Raw genomic sequence first — 20,102 nt, 5'->3', positions numbered from 1 at the left:
ATGAAACGCAGAACATTGCTTGCCGCTGTGGCCGCTGCCGCCACCTTGACCGGGGCCTCCGCCTGGGCCGAGGCCGAGGTCACCGCCGGCTTTATCTATATCGGCACGCCGGGCGACGGCGGCTGGACCTATGAGCACGACCAGTCGCGCCGGAAGATGGAAGCGCATTTTGACGGCAAGGTGAAAACCATCTTCCAGGAAAACGTCCCTGAAAGTGCGGATGCCGAGCGTGCGATCACCCAGATGGCCATTGCCGGGGCCGACATCATCTTTACCACCTCCTTTGGCTATATGGACCCAACCCTGGCCGTGGCCGAAAAGTTCCCGAATGTGAAATTCGAGCACGCCACCGGCTACAAGCGTTCTGACAACGTCTCCACCTACTCCGCGCGCTTCTACGAAGGCCGCGCGGTTCAGGGCCACATCGCCGGTCACATGACCAAGACCAACAAGATCGGCTATATCGCCTCCTTCCCGATCCCCGAGGTTATTCGCGGTATCAACTCCGCCTATATCCACGCCAAAAAGGTCAACCCGGATGTCGAATTCTCCGTGGTCTGGGCCTATACATGGTTTGACCCCGCCAAAGAGGCCGACGCCGCCCGCGCTCTGATCGAGAACGGCGCTGACGTGATCCTGCAGCACACCGACTCCACCGCGCCTCAGGCCGCGGCCAAAGAGGCGGGCAATGTGATCACCTTTGGTCAGGCCTCGGATATGGCCGATTACGCGCCGCATCCGCGCGTGTCTTCGATCATCGACAACTGGGCCCCTTACTACATCGCCCGCGTTCAGGCGGTTCTGGATGGCAGCTGGGAATCCGTTGACACCTGGGACGGCATCGACACCGGCATGGTTGAAATCGGCGAGATCACCGATGCGGTTCCTGCCGAGGTGAAAGAGTCGGCTCTGGCCATGGTCGAAGCCATCCGCACCGGCGAATACAGCCCCTTCACTGGCCCGCTGAACAAGCAAGACGGCTCTGCCTGGCTGGCTGAGGGCGAAGTGGCCGATCTCGGCACCCTGGCCGGGATGAGCTTCTATGTCGAAGGCATCACCGACGAAATTCCCAACTAAGCTATCTGTTATCGCTTAGATTGGGCCATCCTTCGGGGTGGCCCTTTTTCATGCTTGCACACCGCAAATGTTCCCCATATGTTCCAAGGCTGTAAAACCGGGGGAACACCATGCGAGACAGCCTGCGCCAAAAAGCCATCACCATCTGCGAAGAGAAAATCGCCAAGAAAGGCGAAACCGTTGGCCTGTCCTTCTAGCCACCCGGAACCGAAATTCTTGTCATAGAGAAAATACCCCCGGATCGCCTGCGATCCGGTTCGCGCCCGACTCCGCCCCCCAGGGCGGGCGCGAATTCGTCTCAACGTTTCAACAAGATGCACAGCTATTTGATGCCACCAAGCGGTTGCCAAGTATCGATGCGCCTACCCTCGGTGCCGGGCGCGAACCTGTGTGGTTGCTATTTTTCTAAGTAGCGTTTTTCGGTTCCATATGACTAGGGTCAAGAGCCAACAAAAACGACGCCCCCGACCTGCTGATGGAAATGGCCCAATGGTGGATCAAAACCCACCAACTCGACCACTTCGAAAAAGCCATCAAAATCCGCGACATGATCCGGCGGGGGGATTAGGTTGGGTGGAGTTTGCCGCTGCAGCACACACTCCTAAGTTGGGTCAACAGGTTGAACAAAGCACGAACTTTATCTATATATAGACGAAGAGACAAATTCAGGGACAACTCATGGAGTTCTTCGACAACAATGGACAGGCCACCTGTTACTCGCCAGACGGTAATAACCTCTACCTTTGGAGTGGTGAACCAGTGGGCTACTTCGCAAGCGACAAGGTCTATTCTTTCTCAGGCCGCTTGCTTGGCTGGATTCATAACGGCTGGCTTTATGACAGGTCCAACCGGCCAGCTTTGTTCTCTACCGACGCTTCGGGAGGCCCGATACGCCCTGTGCGATCGGTGAAGCCTGTTAAGTCAGTGCGCAGCGTTCGCCCTGTTAAGTCGGTTCGACAGGTCCCTCACATGAAGCCAATGCGAGGCATGAGCTGGTCTGACTGCGCGAATAGTCTTTATTTCAGGCAATGAGGGGCACCGAATACCGTTGATGATCTTGGATTACACAATAAGGCTTACTGACGTAGCTATCGTGATCGCTGCCCTTCTCGGGCCGGTGCTGGCCGTTCAAGCGCAGAAGTTTCTTGAGCGCAGGCGGGACATAAAGGAGAGGCGGCTCGCCATCTTCCGCATCCTTATGGCTACACGGGCCGCAATGTTATCGCCGCAACACGTCGAAGCGCTGAATGCTGTGCCTGTCGAATTCTACGGATCATGCGACAAGCTCAAGAAAATCAACGAGGCTTGGAAGCTCTACCTCGATCACCACGACGAGCGGTATCCAGCGAATGAGGCGTGGGCACAAAAACGGCATGACCTGTTCCTCGACCTACTTCACCTCATTTCGCAGTTCCTTGGTTACACGTTTAGTCGTGCCCAGCTTGGCCGCGACATATACTCACCCAAAGCGCATGGCGACCTTGAGACCGAACAAACAATCATCCGCAAAGGACTTGTCGATCTGTTCAAAGGCGATTTCGCCCTGCCGCTGGCAGTCAAGGAGTTCCCCAACGCCGCGCCCGGAAATGTTGAGCTGAAGGCCGCGTTACAACAAGGACGGACTGAGACGATGCAACGGTCGAGGCCGTTGGACCCGTCCCGTAACAAGACTGAAGGCAATAAGGAACTTGGTTAGAAGAGAAGCTGACATGTTCTTATTGCAGAGAATGAACGTTGCATTATTTGATGCAAGTCATTGGCCGCAAAGGGCCGTCCTTGTTCGACCGATCTAGCTAAAAACAACGACTTTGCAAAACGCCCTTAATGCTTAAAGCCAGCGTTGCCGCACGCTCGCCGGTCCTAAAACCTCCCAGCCTCTGCAACGGAATCTCCCCACAAAGCACCACAGCCCCGCTTGCCAAACATCTCCCCCGCCCCCATACCTGACCGGATTGCGAGGGGAGACGCGCCACATGATTGACATGGTGGTTTTGGCCGTGGCTGGCTTTGTCGCGGGCATTTTGAATGCTGTCGCCGGGGGCGGCACGTTTTTGACCTTTCCGGCTTTGGTCTGGGTCGGTCTACCCCCTGTGGCCGCCAATGCGACCTCGACCCTTGCGGCCATGCCCGGCTATGCCTCGGCGGCCTGGGCCTTTCGCCATGATCTGCGCAGCGAAGGCTCCCTGCGCCTGCCCGGCATCATCGCCACCGCCACGCTGGGCGGTGTGGCCGGGGCGATCCTGCTGATCGTCACGCCCTCGGATGTGTTCACCGGCGTGGTGCCCTGGCTGCTGCTGCTTGCCACCGTGCTGTTTGGCGGTGGACCGCTGCTGTTGAAACTGGCGCAAAGCCGGGGGCTTGGGCAGGCGGGCCTGCCTGCCTCGGTCTTTACTGTCGCGCTTGTGGCGATCTATGGCGGCTATTTCAATGGCGGGCTTGGCATCATGCTGCTCGCCGCTTTCAGCCTGCTGGGCTATCAGAACCTGCACACGATGAACGGGCTGAAAAACATGATCTCGTCGATCATTTCCGTGGTCTCCTCTATCGCCTTTGTCTCGGCCGGGCTGATCGTCTGGAAACCCGCGCTGGTCATCGCCGTGGCCATCACCATTGGCGGTTATGTCGGGGCCAGTCAAAGCCGCCGCATCAAGAACCAGGCCCTGTTGCGCTGGTTCGTCACCGCAGTTGGTGCGGTGACAACGCTGATCTTCTTCCTTAGTTAGTGCCGTGTGACCCAAGGCTCAGGAATCACCCGTGCAAGACATTCTCAACACCATCACCACCGAGATCTATCGCCAGGATGATTGGGGCCAGGTGGCGCAATACATCCCCGAACTGACCTCGGTCGATCCCCGGCAATTCGCCATCAGCGTTTGCCTTGCCGATGGGCAGACCTTTAGCGCAGGCGCGGCAGACAAGCCGTTCTCGATCCAAAGCGTCTCCAAGGTCTTTACCCTTGTCGCGACCCTCGGGCGTGTGGGCGACCAACTCTGGAGCCGGGTGGGCCGCGAACCCTCCGGCACTTCCTTTGACTCGGTGATCCTGCTCGAACGTGAACAGGGGCGTCCGCGCAACCCGTTTGTGAATGCCGGGGCGATTGTGACCACCGATGCGCTCTTGTCCGGGCGAGTACCGAAACTCGCGCTGGCCGAAGTGCTCGGCCTCATCCGGCAAATGGCCTCATCTGACGAGATCTATATCAATGATGCGGTGGCTGCCTCCGAGCAGGCCACCGGTTCGCGCAATGCCGCCATCGCCCATTACCTGAAATCCCACGGCAATCTGCAAAACGCGCCCGATCTGACGCTGGGCACCTATTTCCACCAATGCGCCATCGAAATGACCACCACCCAGCTGGCCATGGCCGGGCGCAGTCTGGCCGGGCTGAAACATGCGCCGCGGGTGATCTCGCAGCAACATGCGCGGCGGGTCAATGCGCTGATGATGACCTGCGGGCATTATGACGGCTCAGGCGATTTTGCCTTTCAGGTCGGTCTGCCCGGCAAAAGCGGCGTTGGCGGCGGGATTTTGATCATCGCGCCAAATGTCGCCTCAATCGGGATCTGGTCGCCGGGTCTGAATGGCTATGGCAATTCCCATGCCGGGACCCGGGCCGCGTCGATGCTGACCAAGGCGGTGAATTGGTCGGTTTTCTGACGTGGGTCGGCCCCGCACCGGGCGGGGATTAACCAAAATTAGCGGAAATTAACCAAAAAACTCCGTTCTGAGCGGGCCGAAATGTGTCGGCCGACCCAATCCCCCCAAAACTCAACCAGAATCGGACAAATTGCCTCTGGCCTCGCGGGATCGCCCCGGCGACAAGGCCGATTTTGGCCGGGGCAATCCCCCCTAAACGCCCGGTCTTTTGTACAGATTGCCCCGTTGCGCCAAGCCCGAACGCCCCGTTACCCCCACCGACCGCTGGCTTTATTTTCGCCCATCGACACAAGCGCTTCCCCTTCTGCGCGACCTGTGCAACCTTGCGCCCATGACACATTTGACCACGATTTCCGGTGCCGGCCTGACCCGCTTTGCCTTTGGTGCCATGCAATTTGGCAGCAAGGCCGATGCCACCGCCAGCCGCGCCCTGTTCGACGCCTGCCGCGAGGCCGGCATCCGGCATTTCGACACCGCGCATGCCTATACGGACGGAGCCTCAGAAACCCTTTTGGGTCAATGTGTTGCCGCAGATCGCGACGAGCTTTTTGTCGCCACAAAGGCCGGGTATATCGGCGGTTCTAGCCGCGGCAATATCCTGCAAAGCTTTGACGAAAGCCGCCAGCGTTTGAACATGGATCAGGTCGACCTGTTCTATCTGCACAGGTTCGATCCAAACACCCCGCTGGAAGAGACCTTTGAAACTCTCGCCGAACTGCAACGCGCTGATAAAATTAGATTTATCGGTGTTTCCAACTTTGCCGCCTGGCAAGTGATGAAGGCCCAATCCATCGCCGCCAAGCTCGGAACACGCATCGATGTGATCCAACCGATGTATAACCTCGTCAAACGTCAGGCCGAGGTCGAAATCCTGCCCATGTGCGCCAGCGAAGGCATTTTACCCGTCCCCTACTCCCCCCTCGGCGGCGGTTTGCTGACCGGAAAATATGCCACGGGCGGCAGTGGACGGCTGAGCGAAGACAGCCGCTATGGCGCGCGATACGGGCAGCCCGCGATGCATGAGGCCGCCGTTCAACTTGTTGACCTTGCACAGGAAATTGGCGCAGACCCGGCCACTTTGGCCGTGGCTTGGGTCGCCTATCACCGGGCAAAACCAGTGCCAATTCTGTCCGCCCGCTCGGTGGCGCAACTGCGCCCTTCACTGGACGGAATCCGCTTCCCCATGGATGAGGCGCTCTATGCCCGGCTCTCCTCCCTCAGCGCCACGCCCCCACCTGCCACAGATCGGCTGGAAGAGGCGTGATTTCAACATCTTAGCGCCACTCCACCACCTCGGCCTCGGGCGCGCGTGTGGTGCGAAACTGGTTGGCAGGGTGATCCGGATCAGGATGACCCAAGGCAATCCCGCACAGCACATCGCGCTCTTCCGGGACATCAAACCAGTCCCGCATAAAGGGTGAAAACCCAGCCACCGAGGCCATAGCAATCCCGCCCAATCCGCGCGCCTCCAGCCCTAGCAAGACCGCCGTGACAAACGCTCCGCAATCCAGAACCCCATAAGGGCCAAGCGCCTTATGCGTTGTAATCAATAGGAAATTCGGCGCGCCAAACAGACGAAAGTTTTCGCGCATTTGTCGCGCTGATCCAACGCGATCGCCTTTCTCAACCCCAACCGCCTCGTATAACTGCCAGCCACATTCGCGCCGCCGCGCCTGATACGCTCCCTCATAAGCTGTGGGAAAGGCAATGTCCGATGCATGCCCCGCCCGCCCCACATGCTCATATAGCGCCTCCGCCAGCCGCGCGGTTTCCTCCGCTTCACACGCCACCACATGCCAAGGCTGCGAATTGCACCAGCTCGGCACTTGCTGAGCATCGCGCAAAACCTGTGCAATCACATCCCGCCCCACCGGTTCCGGCAAATACCCCCGGCAAGAGGCTCGCGATCTCAGCAACGCCCCCAACATCTCCGCCTGGCTCATATCAGCCCCTTTTCTTTGAGTTCATTGAGTATTTCATCGCTCTGCGCCCCACGTTGCGGCCCGGTTTCGGCCACTTCCACAACCTGCCCATCAAAGCGTGGGGCCGGGGCCGGACCATGCCCAGGCCAGATCCCCCGCGCCCGAATATGCGGGTCGCGCCGCGCCTCTGCGGGCGACAAAACCGGGGCGACACAGGCATCCGTTCCCTCAAACAGCGCCGCCCATTCTGCCCGGCTCTTGCGCGCAAAAATCCCGGCCAGCCGCGCCGTAAGTTGTGGCCAGCGGTCCGCGTCAAATTGTTCCGCAAATTCAACATCCTGCGCCAATCCAAGCCGATTCAAAAACAAGGCGTAAAACTTCGGTTCCAAACACTGAACCGAGACGTAACCACCACAAGAACAAACGTAACACCGTGACCAATGCGGCCCATCCAACAGCGACGCCCCCCGCGCCTCCAGAGAAAACTGCGCGCCCATCGACAAAAGCAAAGCCATCATATGGCTGGTGCCATCCACAATCGCCGCGTCCACCACGCAGCCTTGCCCTGTTCGGCCCGAGTTCAGCAATCCCGCCAGCATCCCAGCCACTAGATAAAGCGCGCCGCCGCCTATATCGCCCAGCAAGGTCGGTGGCACGCCCGGCACCTCCCCGGGCAAGCCACCATAGAATAACGTCCCGGAAAGACTGAGGTAATTCAGGTCATGCCCCGCCTCCCGCGCCTTTGGCCCCTCCTGCCCCCAGCCCGTCATACGCCCATAAACCAGCTTTGGATTTTGCCCGCGCAGCTCCGGCGGCCCCAGCCCCAGCCGTTCCATCACACCGGGCCGCATCCCCTCAATCACGCCATCCGCCGTCGCCGCCAAGGCCTGTGCAATGCGCAGGTCAGCGGGATCTTTCAGGTCCAACGCTATCGAGCGTTTGCCACGATCCAACAGATTGCCCTCGCCCTTACCCGGAACGTCAGCGGCCTGCTTGCGATGGATCACCACCACATCCGCCCCAAGATCCGCCAGCATCATGCCCGCAAAGGGTGCCGGCCCCAGCGCTTCGAATTCGACTATTCTGATACCCTCTAACATCGCTCCTCCTCTGTCGCAGCAAAGCCCAGATCGAGGCGATTGAAAACCCAGGTTTCTTTGGGCCAAAAAATTTCCCGGGGAGTCCCGAGCTTGCTCGGGGCGGGGCAGCGCCCCTATTCCAGCCTCAACTCATAGTTTCGCTTTTGTTCCCGTCGCGCTAGCTTGGCCTTATGACGACGCTCCCACCCTCCCTCTCGGCCTGGTTCACATCCCGCGGCTGGCAGATGCACCCGCATCAGAAACAGATGCTGGATCGCAGTCAGGCCCCCGCGCTGATGCTGGTTGCGCCCACTGGCGGGGGCAAGACACTGGCCGGTTTTCTGCCCACGCTGAGCGAGTTGGCAGAGGATCCAGAACCGGGGTTGCACACGCTTTATGTCAGCCCGCTCAAGGCTTTGGCAGCGGATATCAAACGCAATTTGCAAACTCCAATTGACGAGGCGGGCTTGAACATCCGGGTCGAGGATCGCACCGGCGACACATCCGCAAGCCGCAAGAAACGCCAGCGCGCCGACCCGCCCCATATCCTGCTGACCACCCCGGAATCTCTGGCGCTGCTTACCAGCTACGAGGACGCCGCGCGCACCTTTCGCGGGCTGCAGCGGGTCGTGGTGGATGAAATTCACGCGCTGGCCGAAAGCAAACGCGGCGATCAGCTGATTCTGGCCCTGGCGCGGTTGCAAAGCCTATGTCCCAATCTGCGCCGCGTCGGGTTGTCGGCCACGGTCGAAGACCCCGAATCCATCGCGCAATTCCTCGCTCGCCACCCCGACCCGTGCGAGATCATCCATGCCGATCCCGGCCCCGATCCCGATATTCAGATGCTGGAAACAGACGAAGCCCCGCCCTGGTCCGGCGGCGGCGCGGCCTATGCCATTCCCGCCGTTCTGGAGCAGGTCAAACGCCACAAAACCACGCTGATCTTTCACAATACCCGCGCCCAGGCCGAGATCTTTTTCCGCAACCTTTGGCTCGCCAATGAGGACGGGTTGCCGATTGGCATTCACCATGGCTCGCTCGACCGGGCGCAACGCGAAAAGGTCGAAGCCGCCATGGTGCGCGGCGATCTGCGCGCGATTGTCTGCACCGGAAGCCTTGATCTCGGCATTGACTGGGGCGATGTCGATCTGGTGATCCAGATTGGCGCGCCCAAAAATGTCAAACGTCTGGTGCAGCGGATCGGGCGGGCCAATCACCGCTATAATGCCCCCTCCAAGGCCTTGCTGGTTCCGGCCAACCGGTTTGAGGTTGTCGAATGCCTCGCCGCGCTCGAAGCGGTGCGCGCCCATGATCTGGATGGGGATCCGCGCGGTGCCGGGCCACTGGACGTGCTCTGTCAGCATATCCTGATCGCGGCGGCCTCTGGCCCGTTCCAAGCTGATGATCTCTATACCGAAATGCGCAGCGCGGGCCCGTTTGCCGATCTCAGCCGCGACGCCTTTGACGCCTGTCTAGAGTTCTGCGCCACCGGCGGCTATGCCCTGCGCGCCTATGATCAATGGCAGCGGCTGCAACAGCGGCCAGACGGGCAATGGCAACTGCGCGATCCGCGCGCTGCGGCGCGGATTCGGCAGAATATCGGCACCATTCAGGACAGCGACCTGCTCAAGGTGAAATGGCGCGGACGTGGCGCGGCCCTGGGCGAGATTGAGGAAAGCTTTGCCGCCAGCCTGACCAAGGGCGACACGTTTCTGATCGGCGGGCAGATCGTGCGTTATGAGGGCCTGCGCGAATTGGTGGTCGAGGTGAGCCGCGATCCCGGGCGCAAACCCAAAGTGGCGGTGTTCTCTGGCACCAAGTTTTCCACCTCGACCCAGCTCAGCCAGCGGGTTTTGCGCTATTTCAAGGCTGGGGATTTCAGCGCGCTGCCCGATCACACCGCCGATTGGCTGCGCCTGCAGACCGAGGTGTCACGCCTGCCCGAACCCGGCAGATTGCTGATCGAGACCTTTCCAAATGATGGCCGTCAGCAAATGGTTGTCTATGGTTTCGCCGGTCGCAATGCCCAGCAAACGCTGGGCTTGTTGCTGACAAAACGCATGGAGGAACAAGGCCTTGCACCGCTAGGATTTGTCGCCACAGACTACGCGACGCTGATCTGGGGGCTGGACGCGGTCACCGATCCGCGCCCCCTCTTTGACCTGGACAAGCTTGAAGCCGGGCTTGAGGGCTGGCTCGCTGGCAATGCAGTGATGAAGCGCACCTTTCGCAGCGCCGCCACCATTGCTGGTCTGATCGAGCGTCAGATCGGCGGTCAGCGCAAGACCGGGCGGCAGGCGACCATGTCCTCGGACATCCTTTATGACACGCTGCTGAAATATGACCCGGAACATCTGCTCATGCGGATCACGGCACAAGAGGCCATGCGCGGCTTGGTCGATTTCGCCCGCATCCGCGACATGTGCGAACGGGTGCAGGGGTGCATTGACCATCTGGAGTTGGACCGCGTCACCCCTCTGGCGGCCCCTTTGTTCCTGGAGGTTGGCAAGGTCCCGGTCAAAGGCGAGGCCGAAGAGCGGCTGCTGGCCGAAGAGTTACAGCGCCTGATGGATGGCTCCGGCCTGTCTTCACTCTAACGCCCCCGCCCCATGGACACCGCTATCGTGACAAACCTCTTGCGCCTGCTGCTGACGCGAGGCAAGAACACAGCATGAACAAGCTCGACATCACCTTGAACGGCGCGCAGCTTTGCGCCATGCCATCGGGCGGATTGTTTTGGCCTGAACGGGCGGTTTTGGTGGTGTCGGACCTGCATCTGGGCAAATCCGCGCGGCTTTCTGCGATCGGCGGCGCACAACTACCCCCTTATGACACGCGCGAAACCCTGGCCCGGCTCGAAGAGGACCTGAACGCGACGAAGCCCAGCCAGGTTATTTGCCTTGGCGACAGCTTTGATGCGCCCGAGGTCGAACGCGCCTTGCGCGAGGATGAACGGCTATGGATCACTCGGCTGCAAGCGGGGCGGGATTGGATCTGGATCGAGGGCAACCATGACCCCGGCCCTGTTGCCATCGGCGGCACCCATTTGGCCGAGCTCACGCTTGGCCCGCTGACCTTTCGCCATATCGCCATCCCCGGGGAAATTGGCGAGGTTTCAGGCCATTACCATCCCAAGGCGCGGCTATCCTTGCGCGGTCGCAGCCTAAGCCGCCCCTGCTTCTTGCTGGATCAAGACCGGCTGATCCTGCCCGCCTACGGGGCCTATACTGGCGGATTGCGTAGCGATGACGCCGCGCTGACATCCCTCATGCACCCCGAGGCCCAGGCCATCCTGACCGGCCCCACACCCTGCGCCATTCCCATGCCACGAAAATGACGTCGCGGAACGGTTGCAGCCCGGCAAGGCCCATGATCCGCTGCGCCCATGGATATCGAAACCCACATCCGCCGCGGCTTTGCCCTGCAAAGCATGATGACCACCATCGGGGCCGAACTGACCTCGGTCGGAGACGGCACGGTCGAGATCACCGCCCCGCTATCCCCCGGTTTTCTGCAGCATAACGGCTTTGGCCATGCCGGCCTGACCTTTACCTTGGGTGACACGGCGGCGGGATGCGCGGCCATGACCTTGCTTGGCACGGATCAAGCGGTGGTGACCTCGGAAATCGGCATCCACCTGCTCTCCCCCGCGATTGGCGACAGCCTGGTCGCACGCGGCAAAGTGATCAAACCGGGACGGCGGCAAATCGTGTCCTCTTCTGATGTCTTTGTCGTCAAAGACGGAGTCGAAAAACACATCGCCACCCTGACCGGAACAATGGTGCCCATTGCACTGGATTGACCGACAGGATCAACAACAAGACTTGTGAGAAACACAGCAATTCCTGACCTGTTCATTGCCGCCACAGCAATCCTCAAGCAGGTAGGCCAAGAGCTGGCCCATCCGTTCAAAGTCAACGCGGTAGCGTTGGCTGCGGGCCTGGCGTTCGCGGGTCACGCAGCCTGCGTCACTCAGTGCTGAGAGATGAAACGAAGCCCGCGACGGGCTGGCCCCGACCTGTTCCGCGATCTCGCCCGCGCTTAACCCATCCGGCCCCGCCGCCACCAGCGCGCGCAACACGGCCAATCGGTCGGTGTTGGACAGGGCGTGGAACATGGTTGCGGCCCCAATTGCCTCCATCATTTCAACTCCTCTTGAAATATATTCACCTTGCGCTTAATTTATTTCAAGAACCATTGAAATGAAAGAGCCCTCATGACCCTCACCAGCTTTCTCACCGACCTTGACCAATTCGACCCCGACCAGAAACTGATCTTTGCCACCGAACAAGGCGTGATCGGGGCCGGATATCATGTGACAGAACTGCGCCATTCCCTGTCCACCGGCATTGATTGCGGCGGACAGATCGAAACATGGGAGGAAGCGCGGCTACAATTGCTAGACGGAGCCGGGCCATCGCATATGCGGATCGGCAAATTTCTGAAAATCCTGCGCCAATCGCTCAAGGCTTTGCCGCAATTGGCCAATGTCCCGGTCAAGGTCGAGTTCTCACATGAAAACCGCAATATGCAGGTGTTTTCCTTGCAAGTCCCCAAGTCCCAAGATGGCCATGTGGTTGTGACCCTGACGACCCACGCCGCCGCCTGCAAACCCATGCAACGCTCGATGCTGCAGAAACCCACTGACAAGGGGTGTTACGCGGCTGCGTCTTGTTGCTGAAGACCCGACGTTTTAGCCCTCAAACCCGATATCCTTATGAGTTCCGTCACAAAAGGGTTTGTTTTTGGACGCACCGCAGCGACATAGGAACGCGCGGCGCATCTTGCCAAGCCCGCGCCCGGTGCCAGTGGTGATTTCCACCGGTCCATCCAGCTTTAGCGGCCCGTTCGGGATCGCCGTGACCTTCAGCCCATCATCATGGTCGATCTGCTCTTGCTTATCACTGCTCTCCGGCTCTCCGGTCGCTTTAAACGCAGCTTTGACATGGGCGTAATCGCAAAAGGGTTTGTTGGCTGACTGGCCGCAGCGGCAGAGCGTGGCGCGGGTTACTTCCTGCCCGTCAATTTCCAACCGCCCTTGCAGCGAAATCGGGCCGTTCTCATGTACCGTCACGCGATTGATCTCGGTGGGCATTTCCTGCCCGCCGCCATCCAACCGGCGAAACCGCAACGCACCCGAGGGGCAGGTACGGATCATGGCGGCAATCTCTTCGACCGGGGCCGCATCGGGTTGCACCCAGGGCCGGCGTGACGGATCAAAGACTTGTGGCAATTTCAGGTAACAATTGCGCGCGTGGATACAAAGCCCCATCTCAAAGCTGATCTCGATTTCATCATTGGAATAGGTTTTGGCTTTGGACATGGTCACTCTCCCCTTGGCTAAGGGAAAGGTAACCTTAATCAAAATTGAATCAATCCCAACAAAAAGCGCGCCGCTGCAACGACGCGCCTCTAGGTTTCTTTGGGCTCTAATTAGCGTTGTCGATTTAACCTGACCCATTTAACGCTGCCTGAAATCAAAGATTTCAACGCGTTAAATGCGCTTCTTGCCGTAGGCCAAAATCGAAACGCTATAAATCCCGGGGAATCCCAAGCGTGCTCGGGATGGGGCAGCGCCCCCTTACGCGGTCAGACCTTCCGGCTCGGCCAGATCATTGGCGCGGCAGCACGCGGTCAGGGTATTGGCCAGCAGGCACGCGATGGTCATTGGGCCAACACCACCGGGAACCGGGGTGATCGCACCAGCCACCTCGGCGCAGCTTTCATAGTGACAATCGCCAACCAGACGGGTCTTGCCCTCGCCCTTTTCAGGCGCGTCGATGCGGTTAATGCCGACGTCGATCACAGTCGCGCCGGGCTTGATCCAATCGCCGGTCACCATTTCCGGACGACCCACCGCCGCCACAACGATGTCAGCAGTCTTGCACAGCGCTTCGATCTCTTTGGTGCGGGAATGGGCGATGGTCACGGTGCAGCTGTCGCGCAGCAGCAGGTTGGCCATCGGCTTGCCCACGATGTTGGAGCGTCCCACGACAACGGCGTTCAACCCGGACAAGGAACCATGATGATCGCGCAGCATCATCAGGCAGCCCAGAGGCGTGCAGGGCACCATACTTTTTTGCCCCGTGCCCAGCAGACCAACATTGGAGATATGGAACCCGTCCACATCTTTGGCCGGATCAATCCGATTGATCACCAGATCTTCGTTCAGATGGCCGGGCAGCGGCAGTTGCACCAGAATGCCATGCACCGCCGGATCGGCATTCAGCTCGTCCAAAAGCGCCAGCAGATCCTCTTCGGAGGTGTCTACATCCAGCTTATGCTCAAACGAGTTCATGCCGACCTCAACAGTCTGCTTACCCTTGGAACGCACATAAACCTGAGAGGCCGGATCTTCGCCAACCAGCACCACCGCCAGACCGGGCGTGATGCCGTTTTCCTCTTTCAGACGCGCCACATGCTCGGCCACTTGTTCGCGCACTTTGGCGGCAAAGGCCTTTCCGTCGATGACTGTCGCTGTCATTTTCTGTCCTCTCACATATCCGTCAAATATCGGTCCGCGCATAGGCGTCCCGGTAATGGTCCATCTGCATCCGCGTCGCCAGAACCGCGTTTTTCATCAGCGTGGCCACCGTAACCGGGCCAACACCGCCCGGCACTGGCGTGATCCAGCCCGCCACCTCGGCGCAGCTGTCAAAATCCGCGTCACCCACGGTTTTTGCGCCCTCAGGCGTTTCGACCCGGTTGATGCCAATATCAATCAGCGCGGCACCCGGTTTCAACATATCTCCGGTCACCAGACCCGGCTTGCCCACCGCGACAAAGACCGCATCCGCCGCACGGCTATGCATGGCCACCGAGCGGGTCATATGGTGACACACGGTCACTGTCGCGCCCAGCCCCATCATCAAGAACGCAATCGGTTTGCCGACGATTTCGGAATGGCCAATCACCGTGACGTTCAAACCTTCCATCTGCATGGGCAGGGTCTTGAGGATTTCCACCGCCGCCACAGCCGTACAAGGGCCAAGCGCGAGGTCGTTATAGACGATATTGCCGATCGAAGCCGGGTGCATGCCCTCAACATCCTTCAAAGGATGCACCATTTTCTGCAGCACTTTAACCGGGATGTGGTCAGGCAGCGGGCGCTGAATGATGATGCCGTTGACGCGTGGATCTGCGTTCAAGCCCTGCAAAATCCCGGTCAGCTGTTCCAACGAGGTTTCGCCGGGATAATTGCGCGCCTCAAACTCCACACCGGCGCTGTTGGCGCTGCGCCGCTGGTTGCGCACATACAGCTCGGCTGCCGCCGTGTCGCCAACGCTGATCGAGACCAGCTTGGGCGACCAACCCGCTTGTGTCAGTTCTTCGGCCTCTTTGGCCACCTCTGCGCGCATCTCTGCGGCAATGGATTTTCCGTCAATCAATGCCGCCCGCATGGCTGCCCCTTTAATCGCGTCGGATCACCTGCGCCTCGCGCGTGATCGACCAATCTATCAATTGCCGCCAGAGCGTTTCGACCAGCTCGGCGTCCAGCTGTTCTTTTTCTGCCACCGCCTTGACCTTGGCGACCACATCTTCGACGCGGGCCGGGATATTGGCTGGCAGGCCATTATCCGTTTTGATCTCAACCGCGCGGTCGATATAGCCCATACGCTTTTTCAAAAGGTGAACCAGATCACGATCCAACGCGTCGATCTGATCGCGCAAAGTGGGCATATCCCGACAGTCTTTGGGGTCTAGCATGCTGCGTCCATCCTGAGATTTCACAGGCTTGCCCTACCCCGATAAGGCGCGCTCCGCAATCGGAACGCGCCCATTTTCGCGAGGTCTTAGAACAGACCTTCGACCAGACCTTCATCGTTGATAAAGATGCTTTCCGCCGCCGGTTTGCGCGGCAGGCCCGGCATGGTCATGATCTCACCACAGATTGCAACGATAAAGCCCGCACCAGCGCTCAGGCGCACTTCGCGCACCGGAACCGAGTGACCAACCGGCGCACCGCGCAGGTTCGGATCGGTAGAGAAGCTGTACTGGGTTTTCGCCATGCAGATCGGCAGATGGCCGTAACCGGCCTCTTCCCAGGCACGCAGCTGATCGCGGATTTTTTTGTCGGCCAGGACTTCGTCAGCGCGATAGATCGAAGTCGCGATACGCTCGATCTTTTCGAACAACGGCAGCTCGTCTTTGTAGAGAGGCGCAAACTGATTGACACCAGCATCGGCAATCTCCGCCACGCGGGTCGCAAGGGCTTTGGTCCCTTCAGACCCTTTCTCCCAGTGCTGACACAGGATGGCCTCAGAGCCTTGCGTCTCAACATAGTCTTTGACCGCCTGCACTTCGGCATCGGTGTCGGTGACAAAGTGGTTGATCGCCACGACAACTGGAACGCCGAACTGCTTGAGGTTGCCAATGTGGCGACCGAGGTTGGCACAGCCTTCGTTCACGGCCTCAACGTTTTCCGCACCCAGATCGGCCTTGGCCACGCCGCCATTCATCTTCATGGCGCGGATGGTGGCAACCAACACAACGCAATCTGGTGTCAGACCGGCCTTGCGGCACTTGATGTTCATGAACTTTTCAGCGCCGAGGTCAGCGCCAAAGCCCGCTTCGGTCACAACGTAGTCGGCCAATTTCAGCGCAGTGTTGGTCGCGGTCACCGAGTTACAACCATGCGCGATGTTGGCGAATGGGCCACCATGGACAAAGGCCGGGTTGTTTTCCAGGGTCTGTACCAGGTTCGGCTGCATCGCGTCACGTAGCAGCACGGTCATCGCGCCATCAGCCTTGATGTCACGGGCATAGATCGGGCTGCGGTCGCGGCGATAGGCCACGATCATGTCGCCCAGACGCTTTTGCAGATCTTTCAGATCGCTGGCGAGGCAGAGGATCGCCATAACCTCAGAGGCCACAGTGATGTCAAAGCCAGTCTGACGCGGGAAACCGTTGGACACGCCACCCAGAGAGGTCACGGTGTCACGCAGCGCGCGATCGTTCATGTCGAGAACACGACGCCAGGACACACGACGTTCGTCGATTTCCAGCTCATTACCCCAATAGATGTGGTTGTCGATCATCGCGCTCAGCAGGTTATGCGCCGAGGTGATCGCGTGGAAATCGCCGGTGAAGTGGAGGTTCATTTCCTCCATCGGCACAACCTGCGCCATGCCGCCCCCGGCCGCGCCGCCCTTCATACCGAAGTTCGGACCAAGCGAGGCTTCGCGGATACAGATCATCGCCTTTTTGCCGATAGCGTTCAGGCCGTCACCCAGACCAACAGTGGTGGTGGTTTTACCCTCACCTGCCGGGGTTGGGTTGATCGCTGTCACCAGGATCAGCTTGCCGTTTTCGCGGTCTTGCACCGAGTTGATGAACTCCTGGCTGACCTTGGCCTTGTCGTGGCCATAAGGCAGAAGGTGTTCAGCGTCGATGCCCAGCTTGGCGCCAATCTCCATGATCGGCTGCTTTTTGGCTTCGCGGGCGATTTCGATGTCAGTTTTGAATGCCATTCTTGCGATCCCTGTCAAAATGGGTGTCTTTGACCCAGCCATATCGTGGGAATGGAAAAAGCGTGACAGCGAATCCGACATTTCCGCGCTTTGAAGCGGCGCATTTGAAAATCAACGGGAGCGGATCGGAAACAGGTGTTCTTGAAAGCGCCGCGCGGTCAGGATCGGGACATGCCCCTAGCTCTGCGCCCCTGTCACCACCATGAACAAACGGCGGAAAGGGAATAGGACACTGCCATCTTCTGCAGCGGGATAGGCGGAGGCGATGACCGAATCGTAAGCCGCTGTCAGACGGTCGATTTCCTCATCGCTCAGCTTGTCAAAGATGGATCGGGCAAAGGTGGATTGCGTGAACTTCCGCACCGGGTGGCCATCGGTTTCCGCCGCCAGGGTCTGGTAATATTCCGTTTCCCAAAGCGACAAGGTCCCGAGTGGCTCTAACAGGTGATGATACTGCGCCGGGGGCAAAACGCCGGGACCAGCGCTTTGATCTGCCCATTTGTTCGGCCAGAATTCATGCGCGAGGCTGGTCCAGATATGATGCGAGGGCGCGTTGTTCTGATGCGGCATTTGCACCGCCAGCGTGCCGCCCGGCGCTACAAAGGAGAACAGTTTGGGCAACAGGGTCTTGTGGTCTGGCAACCAATGCAGGGCGGCATTGGAAAAGATCAGCGCGGGGGCCACTTTGGGGCGCCATGTGGCAATGTCAGCCTCGACCAGAAAATCATAGACCCCGGTCTTTTCCGCTTCAGCCAGCATTTCAGGGCTGCTATCAACGCCAATCACCGGGCGGCCCAATTGTTTCAGGGCATCGCCGACCGCACCATTGCCACAGCCCAAATCGACAATCGCGCCCCCGGGCAAGCCCGGAAGCGCGTTAATCAAGTCAATCGCAGGGCGCAGCCTGTGGGAGCGGAAGCGTTGGTAAGCTTCGGGATTCCATGCTGCGCGCTGCTCTTGGTTCATGCGTTGGGTTCCGGTTCCATTCCGCCATCGCCCGACGGCTTGGCCTTGGTTTTCGTTTTCGGAATCGCGGTGATGCTGGGCTTATCCGCCTCAGCACTGCCACCGTGATCATCATCATCGGCATGGGGCGGTTCACCACGCATGACGCGCTGAATTTCTTCGCCTGTCAGGGTTTCATATTCCAACAAGCCCTGCGCCAGACGTTCGAAATCGTCATTGCGTTCCAGAATGATCTCACGCGCGCGCTCATAACCGGCCTGGATAAAGTTACGCACCTCTTCTTCGATCAGCTCTTTGGTATGGGCCGAAACCGACAGGCCAGCGGTGTTACCCTGGTACCCTTCAGCCGCCTCGCGATAGTCGATATTGCCGATCTTTTCGGACATGCCCCATTGCAGAACCATCGCCCGCGCCAAGGCCGACGCTTGCTGGATGTCGCCCGCAGGACCGTTTGACACCTGATCCTCACCATATTTGATGATCTCAGCCGCCTTGCCCGCCATGGTCATGGCCAGACGCTGGTGGCATTCATCCTTGAACATGTTGAGACGGTCCATCTCAGGCAGGCTCATCACCATGCCCAATGCACCACCGCGCGGGATGATGGTTGCCTTATAGACCGGGTCACATTTCGGCAGGTGAATCCCGACCAAAGCGTGGCCAGCCTCGTGATATGCGGTCATTTCCTTTTGCTCATCGGTCAAAACCATGGATCGGCGTTCCGCGCCCATCATGACCTTGTCCTTGGCCTGTTCGAAATCTTCCATCGTCACGAAACGTCGACCCACGCGCGCCGCCATCAGCGCCGCCTCGTTCACGAGGTTGGCAAGATCGGCACCAGAGAAGCCCGGCGTACCACGGGCGATGATGCGTAGATCGACATCTGGACCCAGAGGGATCTTGCGCGCATGCACAGCCAAAATCTTGTCACGGCCTTTGATATCAGGGTTCGGCACAGTGACCTGACGGTCAAAACGGCCCGGGCGCAGCAGCGCCGGGTCAAGCACATCCCGTCTGTTGGTCGCGGCAACGATGATCACACCCTCATTGGCTTCGAATCCGTCCATTTCAACCAGCAATTGGTTAAGGGTCTGTTCACGTTCGTCGTTGCCACCGCCGTAACCCTGGCCACGGGCGCGGCCCACAGCGTCGATTTCGTCAATAAACACGATACAAGGCGCGTTCTTTTTCGCCTGTTCGAACATGTCGCGCACACGGCTTGCACCCACGCCGACAAACATCTCAACAAAGTCGGACCCCGAGATGGTAAAGAACGGCACGCCCGCCTCGCCCGCAATCGCGCGCGCCAGCAGGGTTTTACCGGTGCCCGGAGGGCCCACCAACAGCGCACCTTTGGGGATCTTGCCGCCCAGGCGTGAGAATTTCTGCGGGTTGCGCAGGAATTCAACGATCTCTTCCAGCTCTTCCTTGGCTTCGTCAATGCCAGCCACATCGTCAAAGGTCACGCGCCCCTGCTTTTCGGTCAGCAGCTTGGCCTTGGATTTGCCAAAGCCCATCGCGCCACCTTTGCCGCCGCCCTGCATCCGGTTCATGAAATAGATCCACACACCGATCAGCAGCAGGAAGGGCAGCAGCCCGATGATAAAGGCCTGGAAACCGCTTTGCTCTTGCTGTTCGGCCCAAACCGGCACGTCGTTCTGGATCAGCAGATCGGTCACTTCGTGATCTGTCGGCTTGATCGCGACATGATCCTTGCCGTCCTTGGTGCGATAGCGCACCTGCTCGCCGTCCAGGACGACCGAGTCGACGGATTTGGATTCCACCGCTTCTACGAATTCAGAATAGCTCGCTTCCTTGCTTTGCAAGGTGCTTCCGTTGTTCGAAAACAGGCTGAAGAGAGCAAAGATCAGTACAAAAAGTACGATCCAAAAGGCGATATTTCGAGCGTTGCCCAAGGAAGGTCTCCCAAG

General features: G+C 59.3%; 20 protein-coding genes and 1 pseudogene. 11 read left to right on the top strand and 10 right to left on the bottom strand.

The genetic code is table 11. The annotated features are described in order from the left end of the window. The 7 genes and pseudogenes from CLV87_RS19220 to CLV87_RS19195 all read left to right on the top strand — a co-directional run bounded on the left by CLV87_RS19220 (position 1) and on the right by CLV87_RS19195 (position 5,998). A complete protein-coding gene (locus CLV87_RS19220) occupies positions 1-1,077 on the top strand; it encodes a BMP family ABC transporter substrate-binding protein (RefSeq protein WP_099248771.1) in 1,077 nt (358 codons plus the stop codon). A gap of 460 nt (positions 1,078-1,537) precedes the next feature. Further along, positions 1,538-1,645 (top strand): annotated as a pseudogene (locus CLV87_RS24300) (DUF6500 family protein); the annotation flags it as partial. Between the two features lie 110 nt (positions 1,646-1,755). Next, the gene (locus CLV87_RS24390; RefSeq protein ID WP_370739652.1) at positions 1,756-2,109 is read left to right on the top strand and encodes a 4-fold beta flower protein; all 354 of its coding nucleotides are present in this window, start codon (positions 1,756-1,758) and stop codon (positions 2,107-2,109) included. A 19-nt stretch (positions 2,110-2,128) separates the two neighbouring features. Further along, positions 2,129-2,773, top strand: coding sequence for a DUF6680 family protein (locus tag CLV87_RS19210; protein WP_099248770.1), 645 nt, complete (start codon positions 2,129-2,131; stop codon positions 2,771-2,773). Positions 2,774-3,050: 277 nt separating this feature from the next. Continuing rightward, the gene (locus CLV87_RS19205; protein WP_099248768.1) at positions 3,051-3,800 is read left to right on the top strand and encodes a sulfite exporter TauE/SafE family protein; all 750 of its coding nucleotides are present in this window, start codon (positions 3,051-3,053) and stop codon (positions 3,798-3,800) included. A 31-nt stretch (positions 3,801-3,831) separates the two neighbouring features. Further along, a complete protein-coding gene (locus tag CLV87_RS19200; RefSeq protein ID WP_099248766.1) occupies positions 3,832-4,734 on the top strand; it encodes a glutaminase in 903 nt (300 codons plus the stop codon). 331 nt (positions 4,735-5,065) lie between these two features. Then, positions 5,066-5,998 (top strand): aldo/keto reductase, encoded by a 933-nt coding sequence (locus tag CLV87_RS19195; RefSeq protein WP_099249352.1) that lies wholly within the window; start codon positions 5,066-5,068, stop codon positions 5,996-5,998. A gap of 10 nt (positions 5,999-6,008) precedes the next feature. Here the strand turns inward: CLV87_RS19195 and CLV87_RS19190 are convergent, their stop codons facing one another. Further along, on the bottom strand, positions 6,009-6,677 hold the full coding sequence (locus CLV87_RS19190) for a nitroreductase (protein WP_099248764.1): 669 nt from the start codon (positions 6,675-6,677) through the stop codon (positions 6,009-6,011). Continuing rightward, complete coding sequence (locus tag CLV87_RS19185; RefSeq protein WP_099248762.1) at positions 6,674-7,756, bottom strand: CaiB/BaiF CoA transferase family protein; 1,083 nt, start codon at positions 7,754-7,756, stop codon at positions 6,674-6,676. The genes CLV87_RS19190 and CLV87_RS19185 overlap by 4 nt, the downstream gene beginning before the upstream one ends. A 170-nt stretch (positions 7,757-7,926) precedes the next feature. Here CLV87_RS19185 and CLV87_RS19180 point away from each other — a divergent pair, with 170 nt between their 5' ends. The 3 genes from CLV87_RS19180 to CLV87_RS19170 all read left to right on the top strand — a co-directional run bounded on the left by CLV87_RS19180 (position 7,927) and on the right by CLV87_RS19170 (position 11,537). Further along, positions 7,927-10,332: a ligase-associated DNA damage response DEXH box helicase gene (locus tag CLV87_RS19180; protein WP_099248761.1), complete on the top strand. Its 2,406-nt coding sequence runs from the start codon at positions 7,927-7,929 to the stop codon at positions 10,330-10,332. Positions 10,333-10,406: 74 nt separating this feature from the next. Continuing rightward, positions 10,407-11,072 (top strand): ligase-associated DNA damage response endonuclease PdeM, encoded by a 666-nt coding sequence (gene pdeM / locus CLV87_RS19175; protein WP_099248758.1) that lies wholly within the window; start codon positions 10,407-10,409, stop codon positions 11,070-11,072. 48 nt (positions 11,073-11,120) lie between these two features. Then, the gene (locus tag CLV87_RS19170) at positions 11,121-11,537 is read left to right on the top strand and encodes a PaaI family thioesterase (RefSeq protein ID WP_099248756.1); all 417 of its coding nucleotides are present in this window, start codon (positions 11,121-11,123) and stop codon (positions 11,535-11,537) included. Positions 11,538-11,546: 9 nt separating this feature from the next. On the opposite strand, the gene CLV87_RS19165 is transcribed toward CLV87_RS19170, so the two are convergent. Then, on the bottom strand, positions 11,547-11,879 hold the full coding sequence (locus CLV87_RS19165) for an ArsR/SmtB family transcription factor (RefSeq protein WP_255301756.1): 333 nt from the start codon (positions 11,877-11,879) through the stop codon (positions 11,547-11,549). A 72-nt stretch (positions 11,880-11,951) separates the two neighbouring features. Between CLV87_RS19165 and CLV87_RS19160 the strand changes: the two genes are divergently transcribed. Then, on the top strand, positions 11,952-12,416 hold the full coding sequence (locus CLV87_RS19160) for a DUF6428 family protein (RefSeq protein WP_099248754.1): 465 nt from the start codon (positions 11,952-11,954) through the stop codon (positions 12,414-12,416). A gap of 12 nt (positions 12,417-12,428) precedes the next feature. Here the strand turns inward: CLV87_RS19160 and CLV87_RS19155 are convergent, their stop codons facing one another. From CLV87_RS19155 to ftsH, 7 genes are all read right to left on the bottom strand, one after another. Beyond that, entirely contained in the window at positions 12,429-13,058 is a 630-nt protein-coding gene (locus tag CLV87_RS19155; protein WP_099248753.1) for a CDGSH iron-sulfur domain-containing protein, read from the bottom strand. 258 nt (positions 13,059-13,316) lie between these two features. Then, positions 13,317-14,219: a bifunctional methylenetetrahydrofolate dehydrogenase/methenyltetrahydrofolate cyclohydrolase FolD gene (gene folD, locus CLV87_RS19150; protein WP_099248752.1), complete on the bottom strand. Its 903-nt coding sequence runs from the start codon at positions 14,217-14,219 to the stop codon at positions 13,317-13,319. A 22-nt stretch (positions 14,220-14,241) separates the two neighbouring features. After that, on the bottom strand, positions 14,242-15,135 hold the full coding sequence (locus tag CLV87_RS19145) for a bifunctional 5,10-methylenetetrahydrofolate dehydrogenase/5,10-methenyltetrahydrofolate cyclohydrolase (RefSeq protein ID WP_099248751.1): 894 nt from the start codon (positions 15,133-15,135) through the stop codon (positions 14,242-14,244). Between the two features lie 10 nt (positions 15,136-15,145). Beyond that, a complete protein-coding gene (locus CLV87_RS19140; protein WP_099249348.1) occupies positions 15,146-15,442 on the bottom strand; it encodes a chorismate mutase in 297 nt (98 codons plus the stop codon). Positions 15,443-15,528: 86 nt separating this feature from the next. Continuing rightward, the gene (locus CLV87_RS19135; protein ID WP_099249346.1) at positions 15,529-17,205 is read right to left on the bottom strand and encodes a formate--tetrahydrofolate ligase; all 1,677 of its coding nucleotides are present in this window, start codon (positions 17,203-17,205) and stop codon (positions 15,529-15,531) included. Positions 17,206-17,382: 177 nt separating this feature from the next. Then, positions 17,383-18,171, bottom strand: a complete 789-nt coding sequence (locus tag CLV87_RS19130) for a methyltransferase domain-containing protein (RefSeq protein ID WP_099248750.1) — start codon at positions 18,169-18,171, stop codon at positions 17,383-17,385. Beyond that, positions 18,168-20,087 carry an ATP-dependent zinc metalloprotease FtsH gene (gene ftsH / locus CLV87_RS19125; protein WP_099248749.1) on the bottom strand — a complete coding sequence of 640 codons (1,920 nt, stop codon included), beginning with the start codon at positions 20,085-20,087 and terminating at the stop codon, positions 18,168-18,170. Before ftsH ends, CLV87_RS19130 begins: the two co-directional genes overlap by 4 nt. Positions 20,088-20,102: the final 15 nt, after the last annotated feature.

It is taken from the genome of Pelagimonas phthalicica (assembly GCF_004364805.1).
Taxonomy (GTDB): Bacteria; Pseudomonadota; Alphaproteobacteria; order Rhodobacterales; family Rhodobacteraceae; genus Pelagimonas; species Pelagimonas phthalicica.
The sequence above is the reverse complement of the archived record's forward strand: the minus strand, read 5'-3'. Positions and strand labels throughout refer to the sequence as shown.

Excerpts from the sequence above, each read along its gene's own strand:
- CLV87_RS19220 (WP_099248771.1), top strand. The coding sequence starts at position 1 with ATGAAACGCAGAACATTGCTTGCCGCTGTGGCCGCTGCCGCCACCTTG.
- folD (WP_099248752.1), bottom strand. The coding sequence starts at position 14,219 with ATGACAGCGACAGTCATCGACGGAAAGGCCTTTGCCGCCAAAGTGCGC.
- CLV87_RS19180 (WP_099248761.1), top strand. The coding sequence starts at position 7,927 with ATGACGACGCTCCCACCCTCCCTCTCGGCCTGGTTCACATCCCGCGGC.
- CLV87_RS19205 (WP_099248768.1), top strand. The coding sequence starts at position 3,051 with ATGATTGACATGGTGGTTTTGGCCGTGGCTGGCTTTGTCGCGGGCATT.
- CLV87_RS19185 (WP_099248762.1), bottom strand. The coding sequence starts at position 7,756 with ATGTTAGAGGGTATCAGAATAGTCGAATTCGAAGCGCTGGGGCCGGCA.
- CLV87_RS19170 (WP_099248756.1), top strand. The coding sequence starts at position 11,121 with ATGGATATCGAAACCCACATCCGCCGCGGCTTTGCCCTGCAAAGCATG.
- CLV87_RS19155 (WP_099248753.1), bottom strand. The coding sequence starts at position 13,058 with ATGTCCAAAGCCAAAACCTATTCCAATGATGAAATCGAGATCAGCTTT.
- pdeM (WP_099248758.1), top strand. The coding sequence starts at position 10,407 with ATGAACAAGCTCGACATCACCTTGAACGGCGCGCAGCTTTGCGCCATG.
- CLV87_RS19145 (WP_099248751.1), bottom strand. The coding sequence starts at position 15,135 with ATGCGGGCGGCATTGATTGACGGAAAATCCATTGCCGCAGAGATGCGC.
- CLV87_RS19130 (WP_099248750.1), bottom strand. The coding sequence starts at position 18,171 with ATGAACCAAGAGCAGCGCGCAGCATGGAATCCCGAAGCTTACCAACGC.
- CLV87_RS19190 (WP_099248764.1), bottom strand. The coding sequence starts at position 6,677 with ATGAGCCAGGCGGAGATGTTGGGGGCGTTGCTGAGATCGCGAGCCTCT.
- CLV87_RS19210 (WP_099248770.1), top strand. The coding sequence starts at position 2,129 with ATGATCTTGGATTACACAATAAGGCTTACTGACGTAGCTATCGTGATC.
- CLV87_RS19160 (WP_099248754.1), top strand. The coding sequence starts at position 11,952 with ATGACCCTCACCAGCTTTCTCACCGACCTTGACCAATTCGACCCCGAC.
- CLV87_RS24390 (WP_370739652.1), top strand. The coding sequence starts at position 1,756 with ATGGAGTTCTTCGACAACAATGGACAGGCCACCTGTTACTCGCCAGAC.
- CLV87_RS19140 (WP_099249348.1), bottom strand. The coding sequence starts at position 15,442 with ATGCTAGACCCCAAAGACTGTCGGGATATGCCCACTTTGCGCGATCAG.
- CLV87_RS19165 (WP_255301756.1), bottom strand. The coding sequence starts at position 11,879 with ATGATGGAGGCAATTGGGGCCGCAACCATGTTCCACGCCCTGTCCAAC.
- CLV87_RS19195 (WP_099249352.1), top strand. The coding sequence starts at position 5,066 with ATGACACATTTGACCACGATTTCCGGTGCCGGCCTGACCCGCTTTGCC.
- CLV87_RS19135 (WP_099249346.1), bottom strand. The coding sequence starts at position 17,205 with ATGGCATTCAAAACTGACATCGAAATCGCCCGCGAAGCCAAAAAGCAG.